Here is a 23,682-nt window from a genome sequence, read left to right on the forward strand (position 1 = left end):
TCAGGCTAAGTTTTTAGCCTATGCAAAATTATTCGCGTTATTTCGTCTCGAACCCAATATACCGCAATGCCAGTAAGGCTTTGCTGTTGCTGGTTATACGTTTAGGTAAAAAAAGCTTCATAAAACAGATTAATTGATGCATAAATAGTCATAGGTAGTGACGTTTAGCTGGTTGTAAGGGATGGCTAAAGAATAATCTACTATTGAAAAGGTTAATTAAATGTAAATATAATGCTGCAGCGGGATTATGGCGAGACAAAATATCTTTGTCTCACTTATGAACCATTACGCTTATTTGCGAAGCTTGCGGTATCGAGAAGGAATGTACGATGACAGTGGAAAATAAAGTAGAACGTAGTCTGTTTAATGAGGTGATGGTGCCTTGTTATAACCCAATGGAAATGATCCCAGTAAAAGGGGAAGGCGCACGCGTTTGGGACCAACAAGGCCGAGAGTATATCGACTTTGCTGGTGGTATTGCTGTGAGCTGTTTGGGTCACTGTCACCCAGCAATGGTAAATGCCGTTACTGAGCAAGCAAACAAGATTTGGCACCTAAGTAATGTAATGACTAACGAACCTGCACTGCGTCTAGCGAAGAAGTTAACTGACGTATGTTTTGCAGAAAAAGTATTCTTTGCCAACTCTGGTGCAGAAGCGAACGAAGCAGCACTTAAGCTAGCTCGTCGTTGGGCTGCGGATGTTCACGGTCCTGAGAAATCTGAAATCATTGCATTCAAACAAGGTTTCCACGGTCGTACTTTCTTTACTGTAACCGTTGGTGGTCAAGAAGCTTACTCAGATGGCTTCGGTCCAAAACCTGGCGATGTAACTCACCTACCTTACAACGATATTGCCGCTCTAGAAGCGCACATCTCTGATCGCACTTGTGCCATCATGATGGAACCTCTGCAAGGCGAGGGCGGTATCATCTCGCCAACCTCTGAATTCGTGAACACAGTTCGTGAGCTGTGTGATAAACACAATGCATTGTTGATTTTTGATGAAGTACAAACAGGTAATGGTCGTACTGGTAACTTCTATGCTTACCAAGGTCTGGGCGTAACGCCAGACATTCTAAGCACAGCGAAGTCTCTAGGTGGCGGTTTCCCTATCGGCGCAATGCTGACGACGTCTGAACTGGCTACACACCTTAAGGTTGGTACGCACGGTTCTACATACGGTGGTAACCCACTGGCGTGTGCGGTAGCTGAAGCAGTGGTTGACGTAGTTAGCCAACCTGAGACTCTAGAAGGCGTAAAAGAGCGTGAAGCGCTATTCCGTGATGGTCTAACTAAGATTAACGACAAATACCAAATTTTCAGTGAGATTCGTGGTAAAGGCCTATTGTTAGGTGCTGCACTGAATGACGAATGGCAAGGGCGTGCGCGTGACGTATTAGTAGCAGCAGGCGAGCAAGGCCTAATGGTACTGGTTGCGGGTGCAAACGTGGTTCGTTTTACTCCATCACTGGTTATCACTAAACAAGAAATTGAAGAAGGTTTATCAAAACTAGACAAAGCAATCGCTACGCTAGTTTAGCCTGAGCGGCGTCATAGGAATGATCGCCATTAGAGCGATCTCATGACGTACTGCTAAAGGCCCAAGCTTCTGGTTTTGGGCCTATTTTGCATCTGGAGGGAATATTGATGCTAGTTGTTCGCCCAATAAAACTGTCTGATTACGATGCGCTGCACACCTGTGCAGTTGAATCAGGTCATGGATTCACATCTCTTCCGGTTAACGAAGAATTGTTAACTAACCGAATTACCCATTCTGAATACAGCTTTGCGAAAGCAGACGTGACCGAACCCGGTGATGAAGGCTATCTAATGGTGGGTTTCGACGCTGAAACTGGCGAAGTTGCTGGTACAACGGGTATCGAAGCTTCCATTGGCTGGGATGTGCCTTTTTACTCGTACCACATCAGTAAAGTGGTTCACTCTTCACAGCGCCTTAAAGTGAATAACGTGGTTAAGCTGTTGACGTTTGGTAATAACTACACAGGCTGCAGCGAAATTTGTACGCTGTTCTTACGTCCTGATTACCGCAAAGGCTTAAACGGTCGACTGATGTCTAAGTGTCGTTTCCTACTGATGGCTGAGCACCCAGAGCGTTTCTCAAAAACGATCTTTGCTGAGATGCGTGGTGTATCAGATGCGGAAGGCAATTCTCCTTTCTGGCAATGGCTGCAAGAACATTTCTTCTCGATTGACTTCACGCTTGCCGATTACCTAACCGGTATTGGTAAGAAAGGCTTCATTGCTGACCTAATGCCTAAGCTACCTATCTACGTGAACCTACTGAGCAAAGAAGCTCAAGCGGTGATCGGAGAGGTACATGACAATACGCGCCCTGCACTTAAGTTGCTGGAACGTGAAGGTTTCACCAACCGTGGTTATGTCGACATCTTTGATGCAGGCCCAACGGTTGAGTGTGATCTAAGAAACATCGAATCTGTGCGTCACTCAATTCGAGCACAGGTTCAAATTGCAGAGCACTCTAGCTCTAAAGACTTCCTAATTGGTAATACCTCGTTTGAGAACTTCCGCGCAGTAGCCGCGAAAGGTGCGTATGACCAAGCAAGCGACACAGTGATTTTATCATCTGAAGTAGCGAGCGCTCTTGAAGTAAAAGAAGGCGAATTCGTTCGCATGTTGGCTCAGTAAGAGCGGCGATTATCTGTCGAAGATTTTAAGGATAGAAGTATGACTCAGTGGATAGCAGGACAGTGGGTGGCAGGTCAAGGTGACGCCATGACATCAGTAAGCCCATACAACAATGAAGTAGTGTGGCAGGGTGATAGCGCAACACCAGCGCAGGTTGAATCTGCAGTAGCAGCAGCTCGTGAAGCCTTCTTGGTTTGGAAAAAATTGAGCTTTGCAGAGCGTGAAGCGATCGTGTTGAACTTTGCTGAGAAGGTAAAAGAGAACAGCGAAGAGATTGCACAGATTATTGCAAAAGAGACGGGTAAACCGATTTGGGAAACTCGCACTGAAGCGGGCGCGATGGCAGGCAAGATCGCCATCTCTATCCGTGCTTACCACGAGCGTACAGGTGAAGCTTCACGTGAAGCGGCTGGCAACCAAATTGTACTTCGTCACCGTCCATTGGGCGTGATGGCGGTATTTGGGCCTTACAACTTCCCTGGTCACTTACCTAACGGTCATATTGTTCCAGCTCTGCTATCGGGCAACACCGTAGTATTCAAGCCTTCAGAGCAGACACCTTGGACGGGTGAATTCGCAATGAAGCTATGGCAAGAAGCGGGTCTTCCTGCTGGCGTAATCAACCTAGTGCAAGGCGCTAAAGAGACAGGTATCGCACTGGCTGATGCTAAAGGTCTTGATGGCGTGCTATTTACGGGTAGTGCGAATACTGGTCATATCCTGCATCGTCAATTCGCGGGCCAACCGGGCAAGATGCTGGCACTAGAAATGGGCGGCAACAACCCTATGGTGATCAGCGACCAATACGGTGATGCAGACGCAACGGTATACACTATCATCCAATCGGCGTTCATCAGTGCTGGTCAGCGTTGTACATGTGCTCGTCGCTTGTATGTGCCTGCTGGCGAGAAGGGCGATCTGCTTCTAGATAAACTGGTCGCAGCTACGCAAAAGATTCGTGTCGATCAGCCTTTCGCGGAACCAGCTCCTTTCATGGGCCCTCAGATCTCTGAAGCTGCCGCTAAATTTATTCTAGACGCGCAAGCTAATCTGCAATCGTTAGGTGGTGTCAGCCTAGTAGAAGCAAAAGCGGGTCAAGCGGCGTTTGTTTCTCCGGGCATTATCGATGCAACCAATATTGCTGAACTGCCAGATGAAGAGTACTTCGGTCCATTGCTGCAAGTGGTTCGTTACCAATCGCTAGAGCAAGCGGTCGAGTTAGCTAACGACACACGCTTTGGTTTGTCTGCAGGCCTTGTATCAACAGACGATTCTGAATGGGAATACTTCGTTGACCATATCCGTGCGGGTATTGTTAACCGTAACCGTCAGCTAACAGGCGCAAGTGGTGATGCACCGTTTGGTGGTCCGGGTGCTTCAGGCAACCTACGTCCAAGTGCTTACTACGCAGCTGACTACTGTGCTTACCCTATGGCTTCAATGGAAGGTGGCGAAACTCAACTACCAGCATCGTTTAGCCCAGGTATTGAGCTTTAATTTAGGCTAATGAGTCTTAGGCTCATTGGTTAAGCTTGAAATAGGGAAGTGGTGTTATCGCTTCCCTTTTCCATCACGTCCGACACCTAGATTGGGCGGTAGATAATAATAGAACAAGTATGTCACAGGCTGATGGCTGCTGACTCTGTGTCTCAGCCTCTCCCTTTCTAATCCAAATTACTAGCTTGCTAGAACCTCTGACAAGGAGTCACCATGACGCCCGATCTACTCTTTAAATCACTTTGGGACGATTACATTCATAGGCTTTGTCCATCGGCTGAGAAAGTGCATCACTTGCTGAAAGAAGACGAAGCTCTGATTAATGATCACATTGCACTGCGTACTTTCAATGTTGCTCCGCTAGGTATTGAAACATTGGCTAAGCCTTTCCTTGAGCTAGGTTATAAAGCGTGTGGCGATTACTTGTTTGAGAGTAAGAAGCTAGTCGCGAAGCATTACGAGCACCCAGATCCAAATCAACCTAAAGTGTTCATTAGTGAGTTGAAGGTCGAAGAGTGTTCAAGTGACTTACAACAGATCGTTGCTAAATTGGTTGAGCAAGTCGACGTAAGCAAGCTTCAAGGCCATGAATTCTTGTTTGGTGGTCGTCTATGGGACTTGAGCTTCGCAGATTTCCAAGTGCTTGCAAAAGAGAGTGAATACGCGTCTTGGCTCGCAGCTCATGGTTACGGTGCCAACCACTTTACAGTGAGCGTTAATCAACTCGATGCTTTTGATGAAGTGCAGGCAGTGAATGATTATTTGAGCGAATCAGGCTTCACGATCAATGCATCTGGTGGCCAGGTTAAAGGCTCTCCAGAGGTCTTATTAGAGCAATCATCAACAATGGCAGATAAAGTCCCAGTTTCATTTGTTGAGGGCAATGAGATGATTCCTGGAGGCTTCTATGAGTTCGCTAAGCGTTATGCGATGGCTAATGGTGAGCTTTATACCGGTTTTGTGGCAGCATCGGCTGACAAGATCTTCGAAAGCACTAACGGTTAAAGAAAGATACGAGTACGGACTTTACCCTAAAGATGCAGATAGGCTTCGCTTCGAGAGTGTTTGCGCTTCGAAGCTGTAGGTGTTTCATTCGTATTTTCTTTGTAGATCTTTAGAAAACAAAAAAGCCACCAAATTTGCATTTGGTGGCTTTCAAATTTTAGGCTCAGTTAATCGAGATTAACGAGTGCCATATACCACGATAGTTTTACCGTGTGCAGAAATTAGGTTCTGCTCTTCTAGCATCTTCAAGATACGACCAACTGTCTCACGAGAACAACCAACGATCTGGCCAATCTCTTGGCGAGTGATCTTGATTTGCATGCCGTCAGGGTGAGTCATTGCATCTGGTTGTTTTGCTAGGTTTAGTAGCGTTTGTGCGATACGACCAGTTACGTCAAGGAACGCTAAGTCACCAACTTTTTGGCTAGTTACTTGTAGACGGTTTGCCATTTGCGCTGATAGACGCATTAGGATGTCTGGGTTCACTTGGATAAGTTGACGGAATTTCTTGAAAGAAATTTCAGCTACTTCACAAGGAGATTTTGCACGAACCCAAGCTGTACGCTCTTGGTCTTCTTCGAATAAGCCTAGCTCACCGATGAAGTCGCCTTGGTTTAGGTAAGAAAGAATCATTTCCTTACCTTCTTCGTCTTTGATAAGAACTGCCACAGAACCTTTAACAATGTAGTACAAGGTTTCTGCCTTTTCACCAGCATGAATCAAAGTACTTTTTGATGGGTACTTATGAATATGACAGTGTGAAAGGAACCACTCTAATGTTGGATCGGTTTGAGGTTTACCTAGAACCATAATATCTCACTTCCTCTGCAGGGTATGCTTGCCGCTTTCCGTATTTTAGCTAAGCCTGGATTGACTTGTAGGATAAGAGCACTCGTTGAGCGCTGCAAGCTATCTTGTGTTTCGTTTAAGAATAGTATCCTTTTTCAGGTACTATTTCTTGATTTTAATCGTGACCAAGCTACGATTTTTTACGCAAAATTGTGCACATGATCACGGTATGAAAAGTAATCAACCAGAATGGTGCTCTGTTAACCAATTTTTCCGGTTTCGATGAGTTGTTGTAGGATCGGCCTTACAATGAGCTCCATAGCAAAACTCATCTTCCCTCCTGGTACCACAAGCGTGTTGTGGCGAGACATAAATGAGCCATCAATCATAGCTAAAAGGTAAGGGAAATCGACGTTTTTGATGCCGCGCAAACGTATAACAACGAAGCTTTCGTCTAAACTTGGGATCCCTTTAGCGTTGAGAGGGTTTGATGTGTCTACCGTTGGAACACGCTGAAAGTTGATGTGAGTACGCGAAAACTGAGGAGTAATGTAGTTAAGGTAATCATCCATCGAGCGAACAATCGAGTCCATTACTGCTTCACGAGAATGACCACGATCGCGTGTGTCGCGAACGAATTTCTGGATCCATTCTAAGTTGACGATAGGTACCATGCCGATCAGCAAGTCGACGTGTTGAGAAACATTGATATCGCCATCAACCACACCGCCGTGCAGGCCTTCGTAAAACATCACATCTGAATTTTCTGGGATCTCTTGCCATGGCGTAAAGGTGCCTGGCATTTGATTGTAAGGAACGGCTTCATCGAACGTGTGCAGGTAGCTACGTACCTTGCCTGTACCTTCGTTACCGTATTTACGGAAGAACTCTTCTAGCGCACCAAAGTCGTTGGCTTGTGGACCAAAGTAGCTGATGTGCTTACCTTGCTCGCGCGCTTTACGGATCTCGACATCCATCTCTGGGCGAGTGAAGCGATGGAAACTATCCCCTTCAACCCAAGCGGCCTTCACGTCCATCATATTGAACATTTTACGGAAGGCTTCTGAGGTGGTGGTGGTGCCGGCTCCAGATGAACCCGTCACCGCAATAATTGGATGTTTAGCGGACATGACAACCCTTGTCTTTTGAGTAACTTACTTGTTAGCAATCGTTTACCACTATAACACGGCTCCTTTATGAGCGCAGCTTAGAAGCGTTTTGTGACTTGAATATCAACGGTTTCATGGAGCTCAGAAAACACAATGCTGACTTCTCCTGAAGCTAATTGATGTTTCACTTGATCAATCTTGTTTTGCAGTGAAACCTCTACGTCGCCGTAGTCTGTGCCTTCACGCAGCACGAACTCTTTGATGAGGTTTTCCAGTGTCTCTGGCGCAATGTCTTGCCATGGGATGATCATAAATACTTCTCTCTTTTATGTTCATAAATAGGTTTATTGATGTAGAAATGCGTGTGCTTAGTATTGTTTTACTTCTATTTACTAAGGCTCGGTCATTATGCCGAATCTTGGATACTTTCATAGTAGGCAGGCAAGGCTTCTTCTAACCAAAACCTTGGCTTGAGTGTACTGCCAGTAATAAACCCAACATGGCCGCCTTTTTGAAACAGTCGATAATCGATGTTATCGGGCAGAACAAATTTTGGGATCACATCATCGGTCATGAAAGGGTCGTCTTTGGCATGAATGATCTGAGTCGGTAGTTTGATCTTATTGAGCTTAGGCAGAGCAGAACATTGCGCATAATAATCTTGGGCATTTTTGAAGCCGTGCAGAGGCGCAGTGATTCGTTCATCAAACTCATACAGTTTGGTGATGTTCTTGATGGCTTCAGCGGTGATGCCAAGTTTTTCCTGCAGCAGGTTAACCTTTTTTAGCGCATTCGATTTTAGAGAGTTGAGCAGGTACTTCTTATAGAGCTTGGAGAAACCACGCTCAATACGACTAGAGCAACACGCTAAGTCAAAAGGAGCAGATACGATGGTCGCCGCCGACAGCAATGGGTCGTCTGCGTACTCAGCCAAATAGTTCGCCAGCATGTTTCCACCTAAAGATATGCCAACCGCAACCTTAGGGTTATTCGGAAACTGGGCGTGCAGGTGTCTTAGAAAAAAGCGCGCATCTTCGACTTCACCTGAATGGTAAGCGCGAGCCAGGCGATTGGGTTTTCCGCTGCAGCCTCTGAAGTGCATCATCACGGACAACCAACCATCTTTAGCAAACGCATTCATTAATCCATTGGCATAAGGGCTCTCAAAGCTACCTTCTAAACCGTGGAATAGAACGAATATCGGCTTGCTACTGCGATCATTTTTATTTGAGGTGTCACCGTCTGGTGATTCGCTCCAAGCAAGATCAAGAAAGTCACCATCGGGTGTTTCTAAGGTTTGCCAGTGAGGATGAAACAGCGCCTGCTTCCTAATAAACCGTGGCACTAAGGTTTGTAAGTGCGGATTAGAGAGACCAGCAGCTGCGGTAAATATTGTCATAAAAACGATCCATGCTTCTTTATACGGGTTTTGATAACGTGTTGAGTTTGTAACGAAACGCCCACGTTTTTATTTGAGCTTGGTTGATTCTCGGCATAAGCGCAAGGCTTCACTTATACGAGATACAAAAACAGGCTATGGGTAACCGTTTGAATAATATCAAGGTTAAGCTTGGATCTTGATTGAATAAAAGGGAAAGAGAATGAGCTAGGGCTGTGGTGCTGGTTCAGAAAAAGCGTCGTAGAGGTTTTCAGCCCCTAATAAACGACAGTACTGAAAAGTGAGCGGTGATTGCTGGTTAGCGTACAGCTGTAGGGAGTTTATACAGTCGACCAGATCGGACTGTTGTTGCTTTTCAAGCTGTAACTCAAACTTTAGCGCTTCACGGTATAGAGAGTCGACAACGTGTGCTTTGAGATGTTTACGTAGCTCTCGATAGCTATGAAGCAGGGTTTCAGAGCGGCTCAAGCACTGTTGAACCTTGTGCCACTCCTCTTCAGCAAAAGACAATTGCTGCTCATCAAGCCATTTGAGAAGCAGCAGTAGATTGACGTTGCCGTGGAACTGGTTTTGCAAAGCTAGGCACGCATCCTTTACACCGCGCACACTGTAGTACTGAAGGCTAAATTGCCATAGTCGTTCCAGTGTTAGTGATATTGGGGCGTGCTCTGGGCTCATAAGCTATCCATATCCTGTTCCATCTGCTCAAGCTCTTCTTGAGTGGACATCCAATCCATTTCAACTTCTTCTAGCTGTGACTTACTGCTCGCTTGGAGAGCGAGTACTTTATTCAGTTTAGCCTTATTTTCAGCTTCATACAGTGAAGTGTCGGATAATTCTTGCTCGGCTTCTTCAAGAGCCTGAGTTAATTTATCCATCTGTTTTTCAAATTGAGTCAGCTTTTTACGCAGTGGTGCCGTCAGTTTACGGAACTCGGCTTCTTTACGTTTTTGCTCTTTTTTCGCTGCTGCACTGTTGGCACCGTCTTTTGCTGGTGCCAATGCTTGTGCTTCTTTGCGCTCAACTTTCTGCTGTTCGGTTAGCCACTTGTAGTAATCGCTTAAGTCACCATCAAACGGTGCTACTTGGCGGTCGTGTACAAGGTATAAATCATCGGTAGTTGCACGCAATAGGTAACGGTCGTGCGATACGATAACCATTGCGCCTTCAAACGTCTGCAGGGCAAAAGTCAGCGCTTGACGCATGTCGAGATCCAAGTGGTTGGTTGGTTCATCGAGTAGCAACAGGTTTGGTTTTTGCCATACCAGTAGCGCTAATACTAAACGTGCTTTTTCACCACCGGAGAAAGGTGCTACTTTATCGAGCGCTTTTTCACCTTGGAAACCGAAGCTACCTAGGTAATCACGCAGTTGTTGTTCGGTGTGTTTAGGCGCAATCTGCATCATGTGTTGTAGCGGGGTTTCTTCAGGGTGCAGCGTTTCCAATTGGTGCTGTGCAAAGTAACCAATCTTAACGCCTTGCGAATAGCTCAGTTCGCCGCCTTGTTGTTTCAGTTCGCCTGAAAGCAACTTAATCAGCGTGGATTTACCAGCACCATTTCGACCAAGCAAACCAATACGACTGCCCGGTACTAGGTTCAAGCGAATCTTTTCTAGAATTAGGTTGTCGTCGTAGCCCGCAGATACCTCATCCATCATCATGATTGGGTTTGGTAGTGCGTCTGGCTCTCTAAACTCAAAGCTGAATGGGTTATCAAACTGAGCAGGTAGTACTTGTTCCATTTTCTCTAGCGCTTTAATACGGCTTTGCGCTTGGCGAGCCTTTGAAGCTTTGTAACGGAAACGGTCAATGTAGCTCTGCATGTGAGACATCTGTTTCTGCTGCTTTTGGTACATCGCTTGTTGCAGAATCAGTTTTTGCGCTCGTTGGGTTTCGAACGATGAGTAGTTACCCGTGTACTCATTGAGCTGTTGGTTTTCAACGTGCACGATGCGGTTGACGATAGGGTCTAAGAAGTCTCTATCGTGCGAGATAAGCACTAGCGTGCCAGGGTAGCTTTGTAACCAACGCTCGAGCCACATTACTGCGTCTAAATCCAAGTGGTTGGTAGGCTCATCGAGTAGCAGTAGGTCACTGCGACACAGTAGGGCTTGCGCTAGGTTCAAACGCATACGCCAACCACCTGAGAATTGAGTCAGGTTCCATGTCATTTGTTCTTGGCTAAAGCCTAGGCCATCCAGTAACTCGGCAGCACGTGCCTTTATGCTGTAACCACCAATGGTTTCAATCTTGCCGTGGATCTCTGCTACCAATGTGCCATTGTCGGCTTGTTCAGCTTTCTCTAGTTGATCTTCAAGGCCGCGGTATTCACGGTCACCATCAATCACGTATTCAATTGCTGTTCTTTCTAATGCAGGGGTTTCTTGAGCAACCCAAGCCATTTCCCAATGGGCAGGTTTGCTGAATGAGCCCGCATCAATAGACAGTTCGTCCTTAATTAAGGCGAATAGCGTAGATTTACCACAGCCGTTTTTACCAACCAAACCGATCTTGTCGCCAGGGTGAAAAGTCGCAGATGCTTGGTCGAGGAGTGGCTTACCGCCGCGTAGCAATTTAATATCAGAGAAAGTAATCATAATTGAAATAGCATAGAAATTAGAGGTGAACAGACGCCTGCATAGTAGGCTGAAACCAGATAAAAGTCGATCACAATGCAATTTGCGTTATGATGCCAATAACATATTAATAACTTTTGCTTAAATTCTTGTGGCCTTGCCACCGTTTAGCCCTCAAAGGAATGTTTCAAAGGAATGAGTAATACTCCCTCGACAGACAAAGCCGTGCCAAAGGTGTTAATAATCTACGCACACCCAGAGCCGCACACCTCTATTGCTAATCAAATGATGGTTAAAAAGGTCGAGTCGCTCGGTCATGTCAAAATTCACGATCTCTACGCCATCTACCCAGACTTCTTTATCGATGTGCCTTATGAGCATGATTTACTCCTAGAGTACGATGTGATTGTGTTCCAGCATCCTCTGTTTATGTATTCCTGTCCTTCGTTATTGAAGGAGTGGTTTGATCGTGTGTTAGGAAAAGGATTTGCATTCGGTGAGCAGAGTGCGCTTAAAGGCAAACACTGGCGTAGCGTTATTACTACTGGTGGTAAAGAAGAGGCGTTTGGCGCCGCAGGCTATAATAAATATCCATTACAAGAGATCTTGCAACCATTCGAGCTAACCGCTGCTTTGTGTCAGATGCACTGGATATCCCCCTTAGTTTTACACTGGGCGAGAAATGTTTCGGATATGACGCTTTACCAACACGCCGAAGCGTATCGAAATTGGTTGCGAGACCCGCTACAAGATATAGGAGCAGATGATGGCTCTGACTAATGATTTTCTACAAAGTAGCGTTATATTTTTAGCGGCTGCTGTGGTTGCGGTTCCTATCGCACAGCGCGCTGGTTTGGGTTCAGTCCTCGGTTACCTATTAGCAGGTGTGGCAATTGGCCCATGGGGGCTGGGCTTAATCAGTGATGTAGAGGCGATTCTGCACTTCTCCGAATTCGGGGTGGTACTGCTGCTCTTCCTGATTGGTTTAGAGCTTAACCCGAAAAAACTGTGGCAGATGCGAGCCCCCATTCTCGGGTTGGGCGGCGCGCAAGTGCTGATCACCACTCTAATTATTACCGCCATCGCCTGTCTATTTGGATTAACCTGGCAAACCAGTCTCGTGATAGGTATGGGTTTGGCGCTGTCTTCGACTGCGATTGCCTTGCGTGTTATTGAAGAGCGAGAGCTCGGCGGCAAAGAAGCAGGGCAGTCGGGCTTTGCAGTACTGCTTTTCCAAGATATCGCTGTTATTCCAATGCTAGCAATGTTGCCTCTACTTGCGGGTAATACCGGCGGTAGCTGGGCTGACATGCTGTGGATGCTGGGTGGCGTGATTGGCCTACTGGTCGGTGGTCACTTCTTGTTGAGGCCACTGTTCCGATACGTAGTGATGAGTGGTGTGCGTGAGTTATTCACCGTCGCGGCGCTGTTACTTGTGATTGGTATTGCTGTGATCATGCAACGGATTGGCTTGTCGATGGCATTAGGTACCTTCCTAGCGGGCGTACTTCTGGCTGAAAGTGAATATCGACACGAGCTTGAGATCGCGATTGATCCATTCAAAGGTTTACTGCTTGGTCTGTTCTTTATCTCTGTGGGTATGGCGGTAAACTTAGGTCTACTGGCAGAAAGCCCATTCGCAATACTTATTGCAGTGTCGTCGCTAGTCGTATTGAAAGGTTTGGTGCTGTATGCGCTGGCTCGTATCTTCGGCACTCAAGCTAAAGCACGCAGCCGAATGGCGATGATCCTTAGCCAAGGTGGTGAGTTCGCTTTCGTTATTTTTACTGCGGCGAGTGCTCAAGGCATCTTAAGTGGCGAACAAGTGTCGTTCTTACTGGTGGTTGTGAGCCTTTCTATGGTGACCACGCCATTGATGCTTAAACTGCAAGACCGATTCTTTGCACGTCAGCTTAATCAAATCAGTGAAAGTGCGATGTCTTCGGATGTGGTTGATCGCAGCCCTCGAGTGATTATTGCGGGCTTTGGTCGTTTTGGTCAGATCATTGGTCGTCTGATGTATGCCAACAAGATTCGTATCACTGTCCTTGAAAGTGATGCCAGCCAAATACACATCCTTAGAAAGTTCGGCTACAAGGTGTTTTACGGAGACTCGACTCACCTAGAGCTATTACGCGCAGCCGGTGCTGATAAAGCAGAGGCGATTGTGTTGTGTACTGACTCCCCAGATGAAATCATGAAAACCGTCGATTTATGTAAGCAGCACTTCCCACGCTTAAAGATCTTGGCGCGTGCACGAAGCCGTGTTGAAGCGTATCAACTACTTAACCACGGTGTGAGTAACTATTCGCGTGAAACCTTCCTTGGAGCATTGGATTTAGGTCGTCAAACATTGACTGAACTTGGCATGCATCCATATAAAGCGAAGCGAGCAGAAGCACACTTTAGAAAGTTGGATAATGGTATGCTGAAAGAGTTGCTGCCTCAGCATAACGAAGATGCCGAGTTAGCCCAAAGAGCGAAAGAGGCTCGTAAAGAACTTGAAGAGATCTTTGGACACGAGATGGAAAACGATCACCAATCTCGAAACTATTGGCAGTAGCTTGAAGTGATAACTCATGCTTGAGCTTAGAAATAGAGCTTGGGCATAGAAATAACAGACTATAGAACTAACCTAATAATAAACGCGGTCTCTGCTTAACTTATCAATAAAGTGAGTGGGAAGAACCGCGAATCCAGAGCAGTAAAGGATATGAACGTGAAACAGAAAAAACGCTTTATCGCAGGGGCAAGCTGCCCAAGTTGCAACACTCAAGACACACTCCGTTGGTGGATTGAAAATAATATCGAGCTGGTGGAATGTGTCGATTGTGACTTCACAGAACAGCGTAAACCGAAAACTGTAGAGAAATCTGAACACGCGAATCAAGAAATGATCGGTATTTTTAAGCCAGAATGATTGAGTTTCGTTGATTGATCCCCATAATATCCCGGTACAGAATTTTTCCTAAGCTCAACTGTTCGAGCTTAGTCCAAACCTCCTTGGAGCTCTCATGAAAATTGAAAAGAACGTAGTAGTTAGTGTTGCATATCAAGTGAAACTTGAAGATGGCGTAGTAGTTGACCAATCAACTGCAGAAGCTCCACTAGATTACCTTCACGGTCACAACAACCTAATTACAGGTCTTGAAAAAGAGCTTGAAGGCAAAGTAGCTGGCGACAAGTTCTCTGCAACTGTTACTCCAGAAGACGCATACGGCGAACACAACGACGCACTAGTTCAACGTGTTCCTGCTGACGTATTCCAAGGTGTTGAGCAAATCGAAGTTGGCATGCGTTTCCTAGCGGATACTGACCAAGGTCCAATCCCAGTTGAAGTTACTGAAGTAGATGGCGACGAAGTTGTTGTTGATGGTAACCACATGCTAGCTGGCCAAACTCTAACGTTTGACGTTGAAGTTGTAGCGGTTCGTGAAGCGACTGAAGAAGAAGTTCAACACGGTCACGTACACCAAGAAGGCGGCTGTGGCGGTCACGACCACGATCATGACCACGAAGGCGGTTGCTGTGGTGGCGAAGGCCATGACCACGGTGAAGAGAAAAAAGACGGCTGCTGCGGCGGCGGTAGCTGTGGTTCTCACTAATACCGAATTAACGGTTTAGTTTAAGAATCTTGAAAGCCTCCCTTGTGGAGGCTTTTTGCGTTTAGGAGTCTCGCTTTTTGACCTCGCTTTTCTCTACCAAACTAAGTGTCCGCAAATCTAAGCATTCGTAAAAGTTTGGTTTTCGTTATCAGACATCGAACCATGGATGTGGTATTGATAGCACAACATTATAAGACGACGTCAGTGGAGAGTTTGTATGTCACAGCCTTTTTCAATTGCCATTCATGGTGGTGCAGGAACCATCTTGCGCGAGCAAATGAGCTATGAATTAAAAGCGGGTATTACCGAGGCTTTGGAAAAATCGGTTTTGGCTGGTTATCAAATATTGCAATCGGGTGGTGATGCTCTGGATGCAGTAGTGGCATCGGTTAAGGTGATGGAAGACAGCCCGCACTTTAATGCCGGTAGGGGCTCTGTTTTAACGCATGATGAATTTGTTGAGATGGACGCTTCTGTGATGCATGGCCGCGAAATGGATGCAGGTGCTATTGCAGGCGTTCGCCATATCAAAAACCCAATTGAGCTTGCACGTGATGTGATGCGGAAAAGCGACCATGTGTTGCTGATTGGTGAAGGTGCCGAGAAGTTTGCGTTTGAGCATGACTACACCTTTACCGAGCAAGACTACTTCTTTACTGAGCGCCGCTATGACCAACTTCAGTCGATGAAAGAGAAAGGCATCTTTGCTCTGTCTGAAGCGAAATATGATGAACAGCAAGCTGAGAAATACCCTGACGATAAAAAGTACGGCACGGTTGGTGCGGTCGCATTAGACCAAGCGGGTAACTTAGCGGCAGCAACCAGTACCGGTGGCGTGACCAATAAGAAATACGGTCGTGTGGGTGACTCTCCGATCATTGGTGCAGGAACCATCGCTGAAAATGGCAATGTTGCCGTCTCAACAACCGGGATGGGTGAGTTCTTCCTACGTAAAATGGTCGCCAGTGATGTCGCAGCACGAATGCGTTATCTGAAAGAAGATGTGCACACCGCTTGTGAAACGATCATTCAAGGTGGATTGAAAACCATGGGTGGAGAAGGTGGCTTGATCGCTATCGATGGCCAAGGCGATATACATTTTGGTATGAACAGCTCAGGAATGTATCGTGCAAGCGTTGATACTCAAGGTCGTGTTGAAGTGAAGATTTATGCCGACGACTAAGTTGGTATCGGCTTAATTGGCTTTAGCTTATTCACTGAGATGAAATAAACAAAAGGGCGACAGATAAGTATCTGTCGCCCTTTTAGTTTTCTATGTCCCGTCCTGAAATGTGTTTACACATTGAGGACGAGAAACTAACGATATGCGTCGTTAGATTTAATTGGTTATTTTGAACCGCACTTAATAGTGTGGAGGTGGCGTCTCTTCTGATGCGTCAGCTAGATTAGAGCCATCCATATTTTTTACTTTGCCAACCACGAACTTCATCTGATCTTGCATTCTCGTGATTAACATTTGTTGTTGGCTAAGCGCTTCATTGAGTTCTTCAATGGTCTGTTCTTGGAAAGCTAGCTGACACTCTAGGTCATTTACGCGGCTTTCTAGTTGTTCAACTCGCTTTTCTGTCATCGTTCTTAATCCACATTCCAAGCTTGGGCAATGCCCGCAGAGGTGCCCGATATCACACGGTTCTTATCATCAAAGGCTGCATCATACACTACCGCACGAGGAGGGCGAGCATCTTTTAATGGCTCAGCATCGTGGCGAGAAATTCGCTTGCCATCCTGAGTATTCCACACACTCACTTGGCTGGATGGTGTGCCCGTCACCAACATACTGCCGTCATCAGAAAAACGCGCACTCGAGAAAATCAACTGTCGAGACCAGCTTTGCAATTGCGCTTGAGGTTCGCCCGTTTCAAGATCCCAAATCATCGCTTGATTGCCGCCATCAGAGGTAAAAGCCAGTTCACCATCGCGTTGTAGCGCGACTCGTACTACTCTTTGTTCATGCTCAAAGGTGCGCAACACCAAGCCCGACTCGGTATCCCAAAGGTAAGCTTTGTAGTCGTTGCCGCCTGATAATGCGTAGCGGCCATTAGAAGAGAGGGAGACTGAATTCACTTTTTCTCGGTGAGCAAGGAACTCCAGACGGCGTCCGGTGACTAAGTCCACATAGATGGCTTTTCCATTAGAAAGGCCAAGCAGTACTTTTTCACCATTGCTAGAGATATCGACATCGCGAATCAAGCCGTCGGAGATAGACCAGAGCCCTTGTGCTTGAGTCCAAGATAAGTCCCAAACGGCGAAGTTCATCTGGCTAGCGGTAATGGCAAAACGGCCATTGTCCGAGATACGGATACGCGATACTTGGTTTTCTAACTGGTCTTGTGGACCAAGCTGAGCCAACTCTTGGTCTTCGGCGAGGTCCCAAAGGAGCAGTTGCTTTTGCTGAGAGTAGAGCAGGGCGAAGCGTCCATCTCTGCTGAGTGCAAAGCTGGTGGCACCATTGGGCTCAATTTCCCAACGCTGCTCATCATCTTGGAAGAAAAAGCAACCATTTAACAAGGTGATGACAATTGTACATAGCAATGAGTGGAAAAATATTCGCATCACATCTAATAATCCGGTTTGTGTCGAAAGACATATGACTAGTATATTGTTATAACTAACGTATTCACACCAATCTAATCATTAGATTTGTGCACAATAACCAATGGCTTGGCCATTAATTGGAGAATTCAATGAAATCAGTTTTAAAAGTATCACTGCTTGCCGCAACGGTTATGCTAGCAGTTGGTTGTCAGAAAGAAGAACCAAAGGCAGAAGCTCCACAGGTAGAAGAAGTTAAAGTTGAAGCAGTAAACTTTAAAACAGAAGATGACAAAGCGGCTTACGCAATCGGTGTATCTTTCGCTAACTACCTAAGCACAAGCATTGATAAGCCAAGCGAGCTAGGTATCAACCTAGACAAAGATATGGTTCTTCAAGGTATCGAAGACGTATTCGCAGAGAAAACAGCACTTAACGAAGAAGAAACTCGCGCAGCTCTTGAAGCTCTAGACAAGCGTGTTGCTGAAACGATGCAAGCACAAGCGGCAGAAAAATCTGCAGAAGTGAAGAAAGCCGGTGATGACTTCCGCGCTGAGTTCGCTAAAACTGAAGGCGTTAAGCAAACTGAATCTGGTCTACTTTACCAAGTAATGACTGCTGGTGAAGGCGCTTCTCCAAAAGACACTGATACCGTTCAAGTACACTACAAAGGTACGCTAACAGACGGTACTCAGTTCGACAGCTCTTACGATCGTGGCGAACCAGCAACATTCCCACTAAACCGCGTAATCCCAGGCTGGACTGAAGGCGTACAACTGATGCAAGTTGGTTCTAAGTACAAGTTCGTTATCCCGCCAGAGCTAGCATACGGTGAGCAAGACACACCGACTATCCCTGCTAACTCAACGCTAGTATTCGAAGTAGAACTACTAAACATCGATAACGCTGAAGCAGCTCCTGCACAGTAATATCGGTTAAAAGCCTCGTACTAAAATACGTTGATTGAATAAAAAGCCTAACTTTGAGTTAGGCTTTTTTTATGATTTGAAGATGAGTATTTGATTTTTAAACTTGTTCTAAATCACTAGTTGCAATGTTAGCTAGGTGTGCAATTAAAATTTTCTGATAAACTTACATAAATTTGTTGATTTTTCACACGAAGGTAAGGAATAAGTGACTACTACAGAAACAGTCAATGCAGATGTGTTACTTGAAATGGAATCAGTCCACGTTATGCCATTCAGTGAACACGATAAAATCATTCTAAGATCTTATGAGGCCGTTGTTGACGGTATTGCGAGCCTTATTGGTCCGTTTTGTGAAATCGTTTTGCACTCTTTAGAAGACCTCAATACTTCTGCGATTAAAATTGCCAACGGCGAAAATACAGGTCGTCAGGTTGGCTCGCCGATCACCGATCTTGCATTGAAGATGCTAAAAGATATTGAAGGTTCTAAGCGTAACTTCTCACGTTCATACTTCACTCGCGCTAAAGGCGGAGTGTTGATGAAGTCGATCACGGTTGCTATCCGCAACGGTGAAGACCGAGTGATTGGCCTACTGTGTATTAACGTGAATCTAGACGCGCCATTCTCACAAGTGCTGCAATCGTTCATGCCTACACAAGACGCAGACGAAGCCGCATCATCGGTTAACTTCGCTAGTGACGTTGAAGAACTTGTCGACCAAACGGTTGAACGCACCATTGAAGAAATTAACGCTGACAAATCGGTATCGAACAATACTAAGAACCGTCAGATCGTGATGGAGCTGTACGACAAAGGTATTTTCGATATTAAAGACGCGATCAACCGCGTTGCTGAGCGACTGAACATCTCTAAGCACACCGTGTACCTATACATCCGCCAACGTAAAACAGAGGATGAAGAGGGTTGCTAAGCTATACACTCCTAGTGAATGGGCCAGTCTATGGCTCACAGTCAGCAAGAAGTGCCTACCAGTTTGCCGTGGCTCTGATTAAACAGGGCCACAAACTTCACAGTGTGTTCTTCTATCAAGATGGCGTCAGTAACGGCTCAGACCTTACCGTACCGGCTAACGATGAATTTGATTTAGCTTCTGCTTGGCAAAAGCTGGCTGATGAACACGATGTTAGCCTTGAAACCTGTGTGGCAGCTGCGCTAAGACGCGGAGTGATTAGCTCTGAAGAAGCAGAGCAACATCAACTAAGTGCCTCTAACCTAGCCACTGGATTTACTCAAGCCGGATTAGGGAGCTTATCGGAAGCGCTACTAACGCAAGATAGGGTTGTGCAGTTTTGAGAAAGTTAGCCTTTATATTTAACAGTTTCCCTCATACGACCGCTGCGGGTAGAGAAGGGTTAGACGCCTTGCTTGCTGCGTCCGCATATAGTGAAGACATTGCCGTGTTCTTTGTTGGCGATGGCGTGACACAGCTTCTCAAAGCGCAGCAGCCCGACGAAACACTATCGCGTGACTACATCTCTGCATTCAAACTTATGGACCTGTACGACATCGAACAGGTGTATGTGTGTCAGTGTAGTCTGAGTCAGTTTGGTCTTTCAGCAGACAACCTGCTGATCGATGTGACCACCGTTGAAGCCGACGAGTTAACGCAGAAGTTAGCTCAGTGCCAACAGATACTGACTTTCTAGGGGACGCTATGCTTCATATTGTAAAATCAGTCGACAAACTTAAACTCGCATTGACCTATTCTCAGCCACAAGATCAGTATCTTTTGGTGGAAGATGCGGTGTATGTTTGCCTTCCCAATCATGAGTTATTCACTCAAATCTGCGCAGTAGAGCAGGTGTCGGTGTTAAAACCAGATCTCGATAGCCGAGGTTTACAACTACTTGTCTCAAGTACCATTGATCAAGTTGACTTCGATGGCTTCGTTAAACTGACGGTTTTGAACGACAAATCAGTCACTTGGTAGCTGTGTTTTATCAGTTTGGTTAAAAGTAGACCATCCTGAGCTCTAGACGGCTAAAAAAGATCTGTATATTTCTTGACACACCTCCCACTGCTGAATAGAATTTTGCGTCCCTAATTACGACTTGTGATTAGGGATAGATTTTTCACAAAGCTTACTTTCAAGTAAATTTCAGGAGCTAGTTAATGGCAACTATTAACCAGTTGGTTCGCAAACCTCGTGTAAAGCAAGTTGTTAAAAGCAACGTGCCTGCACTAGAAGCGTGCCCACAAAAACGTGGTGTATGTACTCGTGTTTACACTACTACACCTAAAAAACCTAACTCGGCACTACGTAAAGTATGTCGTGTACGTCTAACTAACGGTTTCGAAGTAACTTCGTACATCGGCGGTGAAGGCCACAACCTACAAGAGCACAGTGTTGTACTAATCCGTGGCGGTCGTGTAAAAGACCTTCCGGGTGTTCGTTACCACACTGTTCGCGGCGCACTTGACTGTGCTGGCGTTAACGACCGTAAACAAGGTCGTTCTAAGTACGGTGTGAAACGTCCTAAGTCTTAATTGATTCTCTTTTTTAAAAAGAAATCGTTAAGTAAGGCCAAACACTATTTTATTTATTATTCTGAAAAGTTTTGGAAAAAACCTGAAGAAGACAACGGAGAATATCCATGCCACGTCGTCGCGTAATAGGTCAGCGTAAGATCCTTCCAGATCCTAAGTTCAAATCTGAATTGCTGGCAAAATTCGTTAACATCCTTATGGTTGACGGAAAGAAATCTACTGCAGAAAAAATCGTTTACACTGCACTAGATTCAATGGCTGAGAAGTCTGGTAAAGACCACTTAGCTGTATTTGAAGAAGCTCTTGAAAATGTTCGCCCAGCGGTAGAAGTTAAATCTCGCCGTGTAGGTGGTTCAACTTACCAAGTACCTGTAGAAGTTCGTCCGGTTCGCCGTAACGCTCTTGCTATGCGTTGGGTAGTTGAAGCTGCGCGTAAGCGTGGTGAAAAATCTATGGCTCAACGCCTAGCTGCTGAAATGCTAGACGCGTCTGAGAACAAAGGTACTGCGGTTAAGAAACGTGAAGACGTTCACCGCATGGCTGACGCAAACAAAGCGTTCGCACATTACCGTTGGTAATACCTTTTTAGTGCTGCAAGGTTCCTTGCAGCACTTCTTTAGTTCCTATGCTTATGCTAGGAACTATTGCTATTTCTAGGGCAAGCAATTTTTAGCGAAGCATCGCTTTTAACGCCTAATCTAGACATAGCAATAGTCCCTAAGTCTCTAATAAGAGGATTCAACCGTGGCTCGTAAAACTCCTATAGAGCAATACCGTAATATCGGTATCGTTGCTCACGTAGATGCAGGTAAAACAACCACAAGTGAACGTATTCTGTTCTATACCGGTCTTTCTCACAAAATCGGCGAAGTTCACGATGGTGCAGCAACCATGGACTGGATGGAGCAAGAGCAAGAGCGCGGTATTACGATCACTTCAGCAGCAACCACTACGTTTTGGCGTGGTATGGAAGCTCAGTTCTCGGACCACCGTATTAACATCATCGACACTCCTGGACACGTTGACTTCACAATCGAAGTAGAACGTTCTCTGCGTGTGCTTGATGGTGCAGTTGTTGTGTTCTGTGGCTCATCTGGTGTTGAACCTCAGTCAGAGACAGTATGGCGTCAAGCTGATAAGTACCAAGTTCCACGTATGGTTTTCGTTAATAAAATGGACCGTACCGGCGCTGACTTCTTGCGCGTAGTTGAACAGATCAAGGACCGCTTAGGCGCAACTCCTGTTCCAATTCAACTGAACATTGGTGCTGAAGAAAACTTCCAAGGCGTTGTCGATCTTATCAAGATGAAGGCAATTAACTGGAATGAAGCTGACCAAGGCATGACTTTCACGTACGAAGATATTCCTGCAGACATGCAAGAAATGGCTGAAGAATATCGTACAGAACTTGTTGAAGCTGCTGCAGAAGCAAATGAAGAGCTGATGGATAAGTACCTTGAAGAAGGTGAACTAACAGAAGCTGAAATCAAACAAGGTCTTCGTACTCGTACCCTTAATAATGAAATCGTACTTGCTACTTGTGGTAGTGCATTCAAAAACAAAGGTGTACAAGCTGTTCTAGATGCAGTTGTTGATTTCCTTCCTTCTCCAGTCGATGTACCTGCAATTAAAGGTATCGATGAAGATGAGAACGAAGCAGAGCGTCACGCAGACGACAAAGAACCGTTCTCAGCGCTAGCATTTAAGATTGCAACAGACCCATTCGTTGGTACTTTAACTTTCATCCGTGTTTACTCTGGTGTTGTTGAAAGCGGTAAAACAGCTTATAACTCTGTGAAGAAACAACGTGAACGCTTAGGTCGCATTGTTCAAATGCACTCAAACAAGCGAGAAGAAGTAAAAGAAGTACGAGCAGGTGACATCGCAGCCATCATTGGCCTGAAAGATGTGACTACTGGTGAAACCCTTTGTGACCAGAACCATAAGATTGTTCTTGAGCGCATGGAGTTCCCAGACCCAGTTATTCAGATCGTTGTAGAGCCAAGCTCTCAAGCTGATCAAGATAAAATGACTATCGCTCTAGGTAAACTAGCAGCGGAAGACCCATCGTTCCGCGTTGATATGGATGCGGAAACTGGCCAGACTCTGATTTCTGGTATGGGTGAACTACACTTAGATATCATCGTTGACCGTATGAAGCGCGAATTTAGCGTGAACTGCAACGTTGGTAACCCGCAAGTGGCTTACCGTGAGACTATTCGTGGTACAGCGAAAGCGGAAGGTAAATTTATCCGTGAACATGGTGGTAAAGGTCAGTACGGTCACGTATGGCTGAAACTAGAACCATCAGAAGCTGGCGAAGGCTTTGTCTTTGTGGATGAAATTGCCAATGGTATCGTACCGAAAGAGTTTATCGCTTCAGTTGCTAAAGGCGTTGAAGAGCAGATGAACAATGGTGTGCTTGCTGGCTATCCAGTTTTGGATATCAAAGCTACACTATATGATGGTTCTTACCATGAAACAGATTCAAGTGAGATGGCGTTTACAATCGCTGCCTCTATGGCTTTCAGAACGGGTGCACTTGAAGCGCAACCGGTTCTGCTTGAGCCTATGATGAAAGTTGAAGTAACTACTCCAGAAGACTGGATGGGTGACGTTGTTGGCGATATTAACCGTCGTCGCGGCATCATCGAAGGTATGGACGAGGGGACAGCTGGCCTGAAGATAATTCGTGCACAAGTTCCGTTGTCTGTCATGTTCGGTTACGCAACTGATTTACGTTCTGCGACACAAGGTCGTGCTTCTTACTCTATGGAGTTTAGTGAGTACGCTGAAGTGCCTAACAATGTTGCAAAAGCAATCATTGCAGAGCGTGGTTAAACAAAAGGAAGGCATTTTTTTTCATTTTTTGAAAGAACAATGCGTCCAAATATTGCGCTAACGAGAGTTGGCGCATAAAATAGCAATTTCTGGCGCGTCTCGCTCAATAATGAACGTGGCGAATCATAACTAGGAAGGAACACGATTGTGTCTAAAGAAAAATTTGAACGTACGAAACCGCACGTAAACGTTGGTACTATCGG

At 45.7% G+C, this 23,682-nt stretch carries 26 protein-coding genes; 17 read left to right on the forward strand and 9 right to left on the reverse strand.

Annotated features, from left to right (window positions below; genetic code table 11):
• Positions 1-329: 329 nt before the first annotated feature.
• The 4 genes from AB6D06_RS19690 (at position 330) to AB6D06_RS19705 (ending at position 5,170) form a co-directional block, all read left to right on the forward strand.
• Positions 330-1,541 (forward strand): aspartate aminotransferase family protein, encoded by a 1,212-nt coding sequence (locus tag AB6D06_RS19690; RefSeq protein ID WP_372111507.1) that lies wholly within the window; start codon positions 330-332, stop codon positions 1,539-1,541.
• A 107-nt stretch (positions 1,542-1,648) separates the two neighbouring features.
• Positions 1,649-2,668 (forward strand): arginine N-succinyltransferase, encoded by a 1,020-nt coding sequence (gene astA / locus AB6D06_RS19695; protein ID WP_017061116.1) that lies wholly within the window; start codon positions 1,649-1,651, stop codon positions 2,666-2,668.
• Between the two features lie 39 nt (positions 2,669-2,707).
• Positions 2,708-4,165: a succinylglutamate-semialdehyde dehydrogenase gene (gene astD, locus AB6D06_RS19700; RefSeq protein WP_372111510.1), complete on the forward strand. Its 1,458-nt coding sequence runs from the start codon at positions 2,708-2,710 to the stop codon at positions 4,163-4,165.
• A gap of 213 nt (positions 4,166-4,378) precedes the next feature.
• On the forward strand, positions 4,379-5,170 hold the full coding sequence (locus AB6D06_RS19705) for a DUF1338 domain-containing protein (RefSeq protein ID WP_010435216.1): 792 nt from the start codon (positions 4,379-4,381) through the stop codon (positions 5,168-5,170).
• Positions 5,171-5,347: 177 nt separating this feature from the next.
• On the opposite strand, the gene crp is transcribed toward AB6D06_RS19705, so the two are convergent.
• The 6 genes from crp to AB6D06_RS19735 all read right to left on the reverse strand — a co-directional run bounded on the left by crp (position 5,348) and on the right by AB6D06_RS19735 (position 11,064).
• Entirely contained in the window at positions 5,348-5,980 is a 633-nt protein-coding gene (crp, locus tag AB6D06_RS19710) for a cAMP-activated global transcriptional regulator CRP (protein WP_004729651.1), read from the reverse strand.
• Between the two features lie 239 nt (positions 5,981-6,219).
• Positions 6,220-7,089 carry a phosphoribulokinase gene (locus AB6D06_RS19715; protein ID WP_010435210.1) on the reverse strand — a complete coding sequence of 290 codons (870 nt, stop codon included), beginning with the start codon at positions 7,087-7,089 and terminating at the stop codon, positions 6,220-6,222.
• Between the two features lie 77 nt (positions 7,090-7,166).
• Complete coding sequence (locus AB6D06_RS19720; RefSeq protein ID WP_010435208.1) at positions 7,167-7,379, reverse strand: YheU family protein; 213 nt, start codon at positions 7,377-7,379, stop codon at positions 7,167-7,169.
• Between the two features lie 95 nt (positions 7,380-7,474).
• Positions 7,475-8,467, reverse strand: coding sequence for a hydrolase (locus tag AB6D06_RS19725; RefSeq protein ID WP_019825349.1), 993 nt, complete (start codon positions 8,465-8,467; stop codon positions 7,475-7,477).
• Between the two features lie 207 nt (positions 8,468-8,674).
• The gene (locus AB6D06_RS19730; RefSeq protein ID WP_017061113.1) at positions 8,675-9,145 is read right to left on the reverse strand and encodes a TIGR02444 family protein; all 471 of its coding nucleotides are present in this window, start codon (positions 9,143-9,145) and stop codon (positions 8,675-8,677) included.
• A complete protein-coding gene (locus AB6D06_RS19735; protein WP_372111515.1) occupies positions 9,142-11,064 on the reverse strand; it encodes an ABC transporter ATP-binding protein in 1,923 nt (640 codons plus the stop codon). The genes AB6D06_RS19730 and AB6D06_RS19735 overlap by 4 nt, the downstream gene beginning before the upstream one ends.
• Positions 11,065-11,238: 174 nt before the next feature.
• Between AB6D06_RS19735 and kefG the strand changes: the two genes are divergently transcribed.
• The 5 genes from kefG (at position 11,239) to AB6D06_RS19760 (ending at position 15,831) form a co-directional block, all read left to right on the forward strand.
• Entirely contained in the window at positions 11,239-11,823 is a 585-nt protein-coding gene (gene kefG / locus AB6D06_RS19740; protein WP_372111518.1) for a glutathione-regulated potassium-efflux system ancillary protein KefG, read from the forward strand.
• Positions 11,810-13,606, forward strand: coding sequence for a glutathione-regulated potassium-efflux system protein KefB (gene kefB, locus AB6D06_RS19745; protein WP_017063703.1), 1,797 nt, complete (start codon positions 11,810-11,812; stop codon positions 13,604-13,606). The genes kefG and kefB overlap by 14 nt, the downstream gene beginning before the upstream one ends.
• 156 nt (positions 13,607-13,762) lie before the next feature.
• Positions 13,763-13,963, forward strand: a complete 201-nt coding sequence (locus AB6D06_RS19750; RefSeq protein ID WP_029235422.1) for a YheV family putative zinc ribbon protein — start codon at positions 13,763-13,765, stop codon at positions 13,961-13,963.
• A gap of 94 nt (positions 13,964-14,057) precedes the next feature.
• Positions 14,058-14,648 carry a peptidylprolyl isomerase gene (gene slyD, locus AB6D06_RS19755; RefSeq protein ID WP_017061108.1) on the forward strand — a complete coding sequence of 197 codons (591 nt, stop codon included), beginning with the start codon at positions 14,058-14,060 and terminating at the stop codon, positions 14,646-14,648.
• 217 nt (positions 14,649-14,865) lie between these two features.
• The gene (locus tag AB6D06_RS19760) at positions 14,866-15,831 is read left to right on the forward strand and encodes an isoaspartyl peptidase/L-asparaginase family protein (RefSeq protein ID WP_102428187.1); all 966 of its coding nucleotides are present in this window, start codon (positions 14,866-14,868) and stop codon (positions 15,829-15,831) included.
• 180 nt (positions 15,832-16,011) lie between these two features.
• Here AB6D06_RS19760 and AB6D06_RS19765 read toward each other — a convergent pair whose 3' ends face one another.
• Both AB6D06_RS19765 and AB6D06_RS19770 read right to left on the reverse strand, forming a co-directional pair.
• Positions 16,012-16,239, reverse strand: a complete 228-nt coding sequence (locus AB6D06_RS19765; RefSeq protein WP_009848930.1) for a SlyX family protein — start codon at positions 16,237-16,239, stop codon at positions 16,012-16,014.
• 5 nt (positions 16,240-16,244) lie between these two features.
• On the reverse strand, positions 16,245-17,222 hold the full coding sequence (locus tag AB6D06_RS19770) for a WD40 repeat domain-containing protein (protein WP_017063707.1): 978 nt from the start codon (positions 17,220-17,222) through the stop codon (positions 16,245-16,247).
• A gap of 131 nt (positions 17,223-17,353) precedes the next feature.
• Between AB6D06_RS19770 and fkpA the strand changes: the two genes are divergently transcribed.
• From fkpA to fusA, 8 genes are all read left to right on the forward strand, one after another.
• Positions 17,354-18,130, forward strand: a complete 777-nt coding sequence (gene fkpA / locus AB6D06_RS19775) for an FKBP-type peptidyl-prolyl cis-trans isomerase (protein ID WP_017061105.1) — start codon at positions 17,354-17,356, stop codon at positions 18,128-18,130.
• A 205-nt stretch (positions 18,131-18,335) separates the two neighbouring features.
• The gene (locus tag AB6D06_RS19780) at positions 18,336-19,061 is read left to right on the forward strand and encodes a transcriptional regulator (protein ID WP_004729851.1); all 726 of its coding nucleotides are present in this window, start codon (positions 18,336-18,338) and stop codon (positions 19,059-19,061) included.
• Positions 19,055-19,444 (forward strand): sulfurtransferase complex subunit TusD, encoded by a 390-nt coding sequence (gene tusD, locus AB6D06_RS19785; RefSeq protein WP_017063709.1) that lies wholly within the window; start codon positions 19,055-19,057, stop codon positions 19,442-19,444. The genes AB6D06_RS19780 and tusD overlap by 7 nt, the downstream gene beginning before the upstream one ends.
• Complete coding sequence (tusC, locus tag AB6D06_RS19790) at positions 19,441-19,797, forward strand: sulfurtransferase complex subunit TusC (protein ID WP_372111522.1); 357 nt, start codon at positions 19,441-19,443, stop codon at positions 19,795-19,797. Before tusD ends, tusC begins: the two co-directional genes overlap by 4 nt.
• An 8-nt stretch (positions 19,798-19,805) precedes the next feature.
• Positions 19,806-20,081 carry a sulfurtransferase complex subunit TusB gene (gene tusB, locus AB6D06_RS19795; protein ID WP_017063711.1) on the forward strand — a complete coding sequence of 92 codons (276 nt, stop codon included), beginning with the start codon at positions 19,806-19,808 and terminating at the stop codon, positions 20,079-20,081.
• 182 nt (positions 20,082-20,263) lie between these two features.
• On the forward strand, positions 20,264-20,638 hold the full coding sequence (gene rpsL / locus AB6D06_RS19800) for a 30S ribosomal protein S12 (protein ID WP_004737194.1): 375 nt from the start codon (positions 20,264-20,266) through the stop codon (positions 20,636-20,638).
• Between the two features lie 107 nt (positions 20,639-20,745).
• Entirely contained in the window at positions 20,746-21,216 is a 471-nt protein-coding gene (gene rpsG / locus AB6D06_RS19805) for a 30S ribosomal protein S7 (protein ID WP_010435163.1), read from the forward strand.
• Between the two features lie 166 nt (positions 21,217-21,382).
• The gene (fusA, locus tag AB6D06_RS19810; protein ID WP_017061101.1) at positions 21,383-23,479 is read left to right on the forward strand and encodes an elongation factor G; all 2,097 of its coding nucleotides are present in this window, start codon (positions 21,383-21,385) and stop codon (positions 23,477-23,479) included.
• Here the strand turns inward: fusA and AB6D06_RS19815 are convergent.
• Positions 23,476-23,682: hypothetical protein (locus AB6D06_RS19815; protein ID WP_210439060.1), on the reverse strand; the 207-nt coding region annotated here is incomplete at its 5' end. The genes fusA and AB6D06_RS19815 overlap by 4 nt on opposite strands.

Source organism: Vibrio sp. 10N.239.311.G01 (assembly GCF_041465805.1).
Lineage (GTDB): Bacteria > Pseudomonadota > Gammaproteobacteria > Enterobacterales > Vibrionaceae > Vibrio > Vibrio crassostreae_C.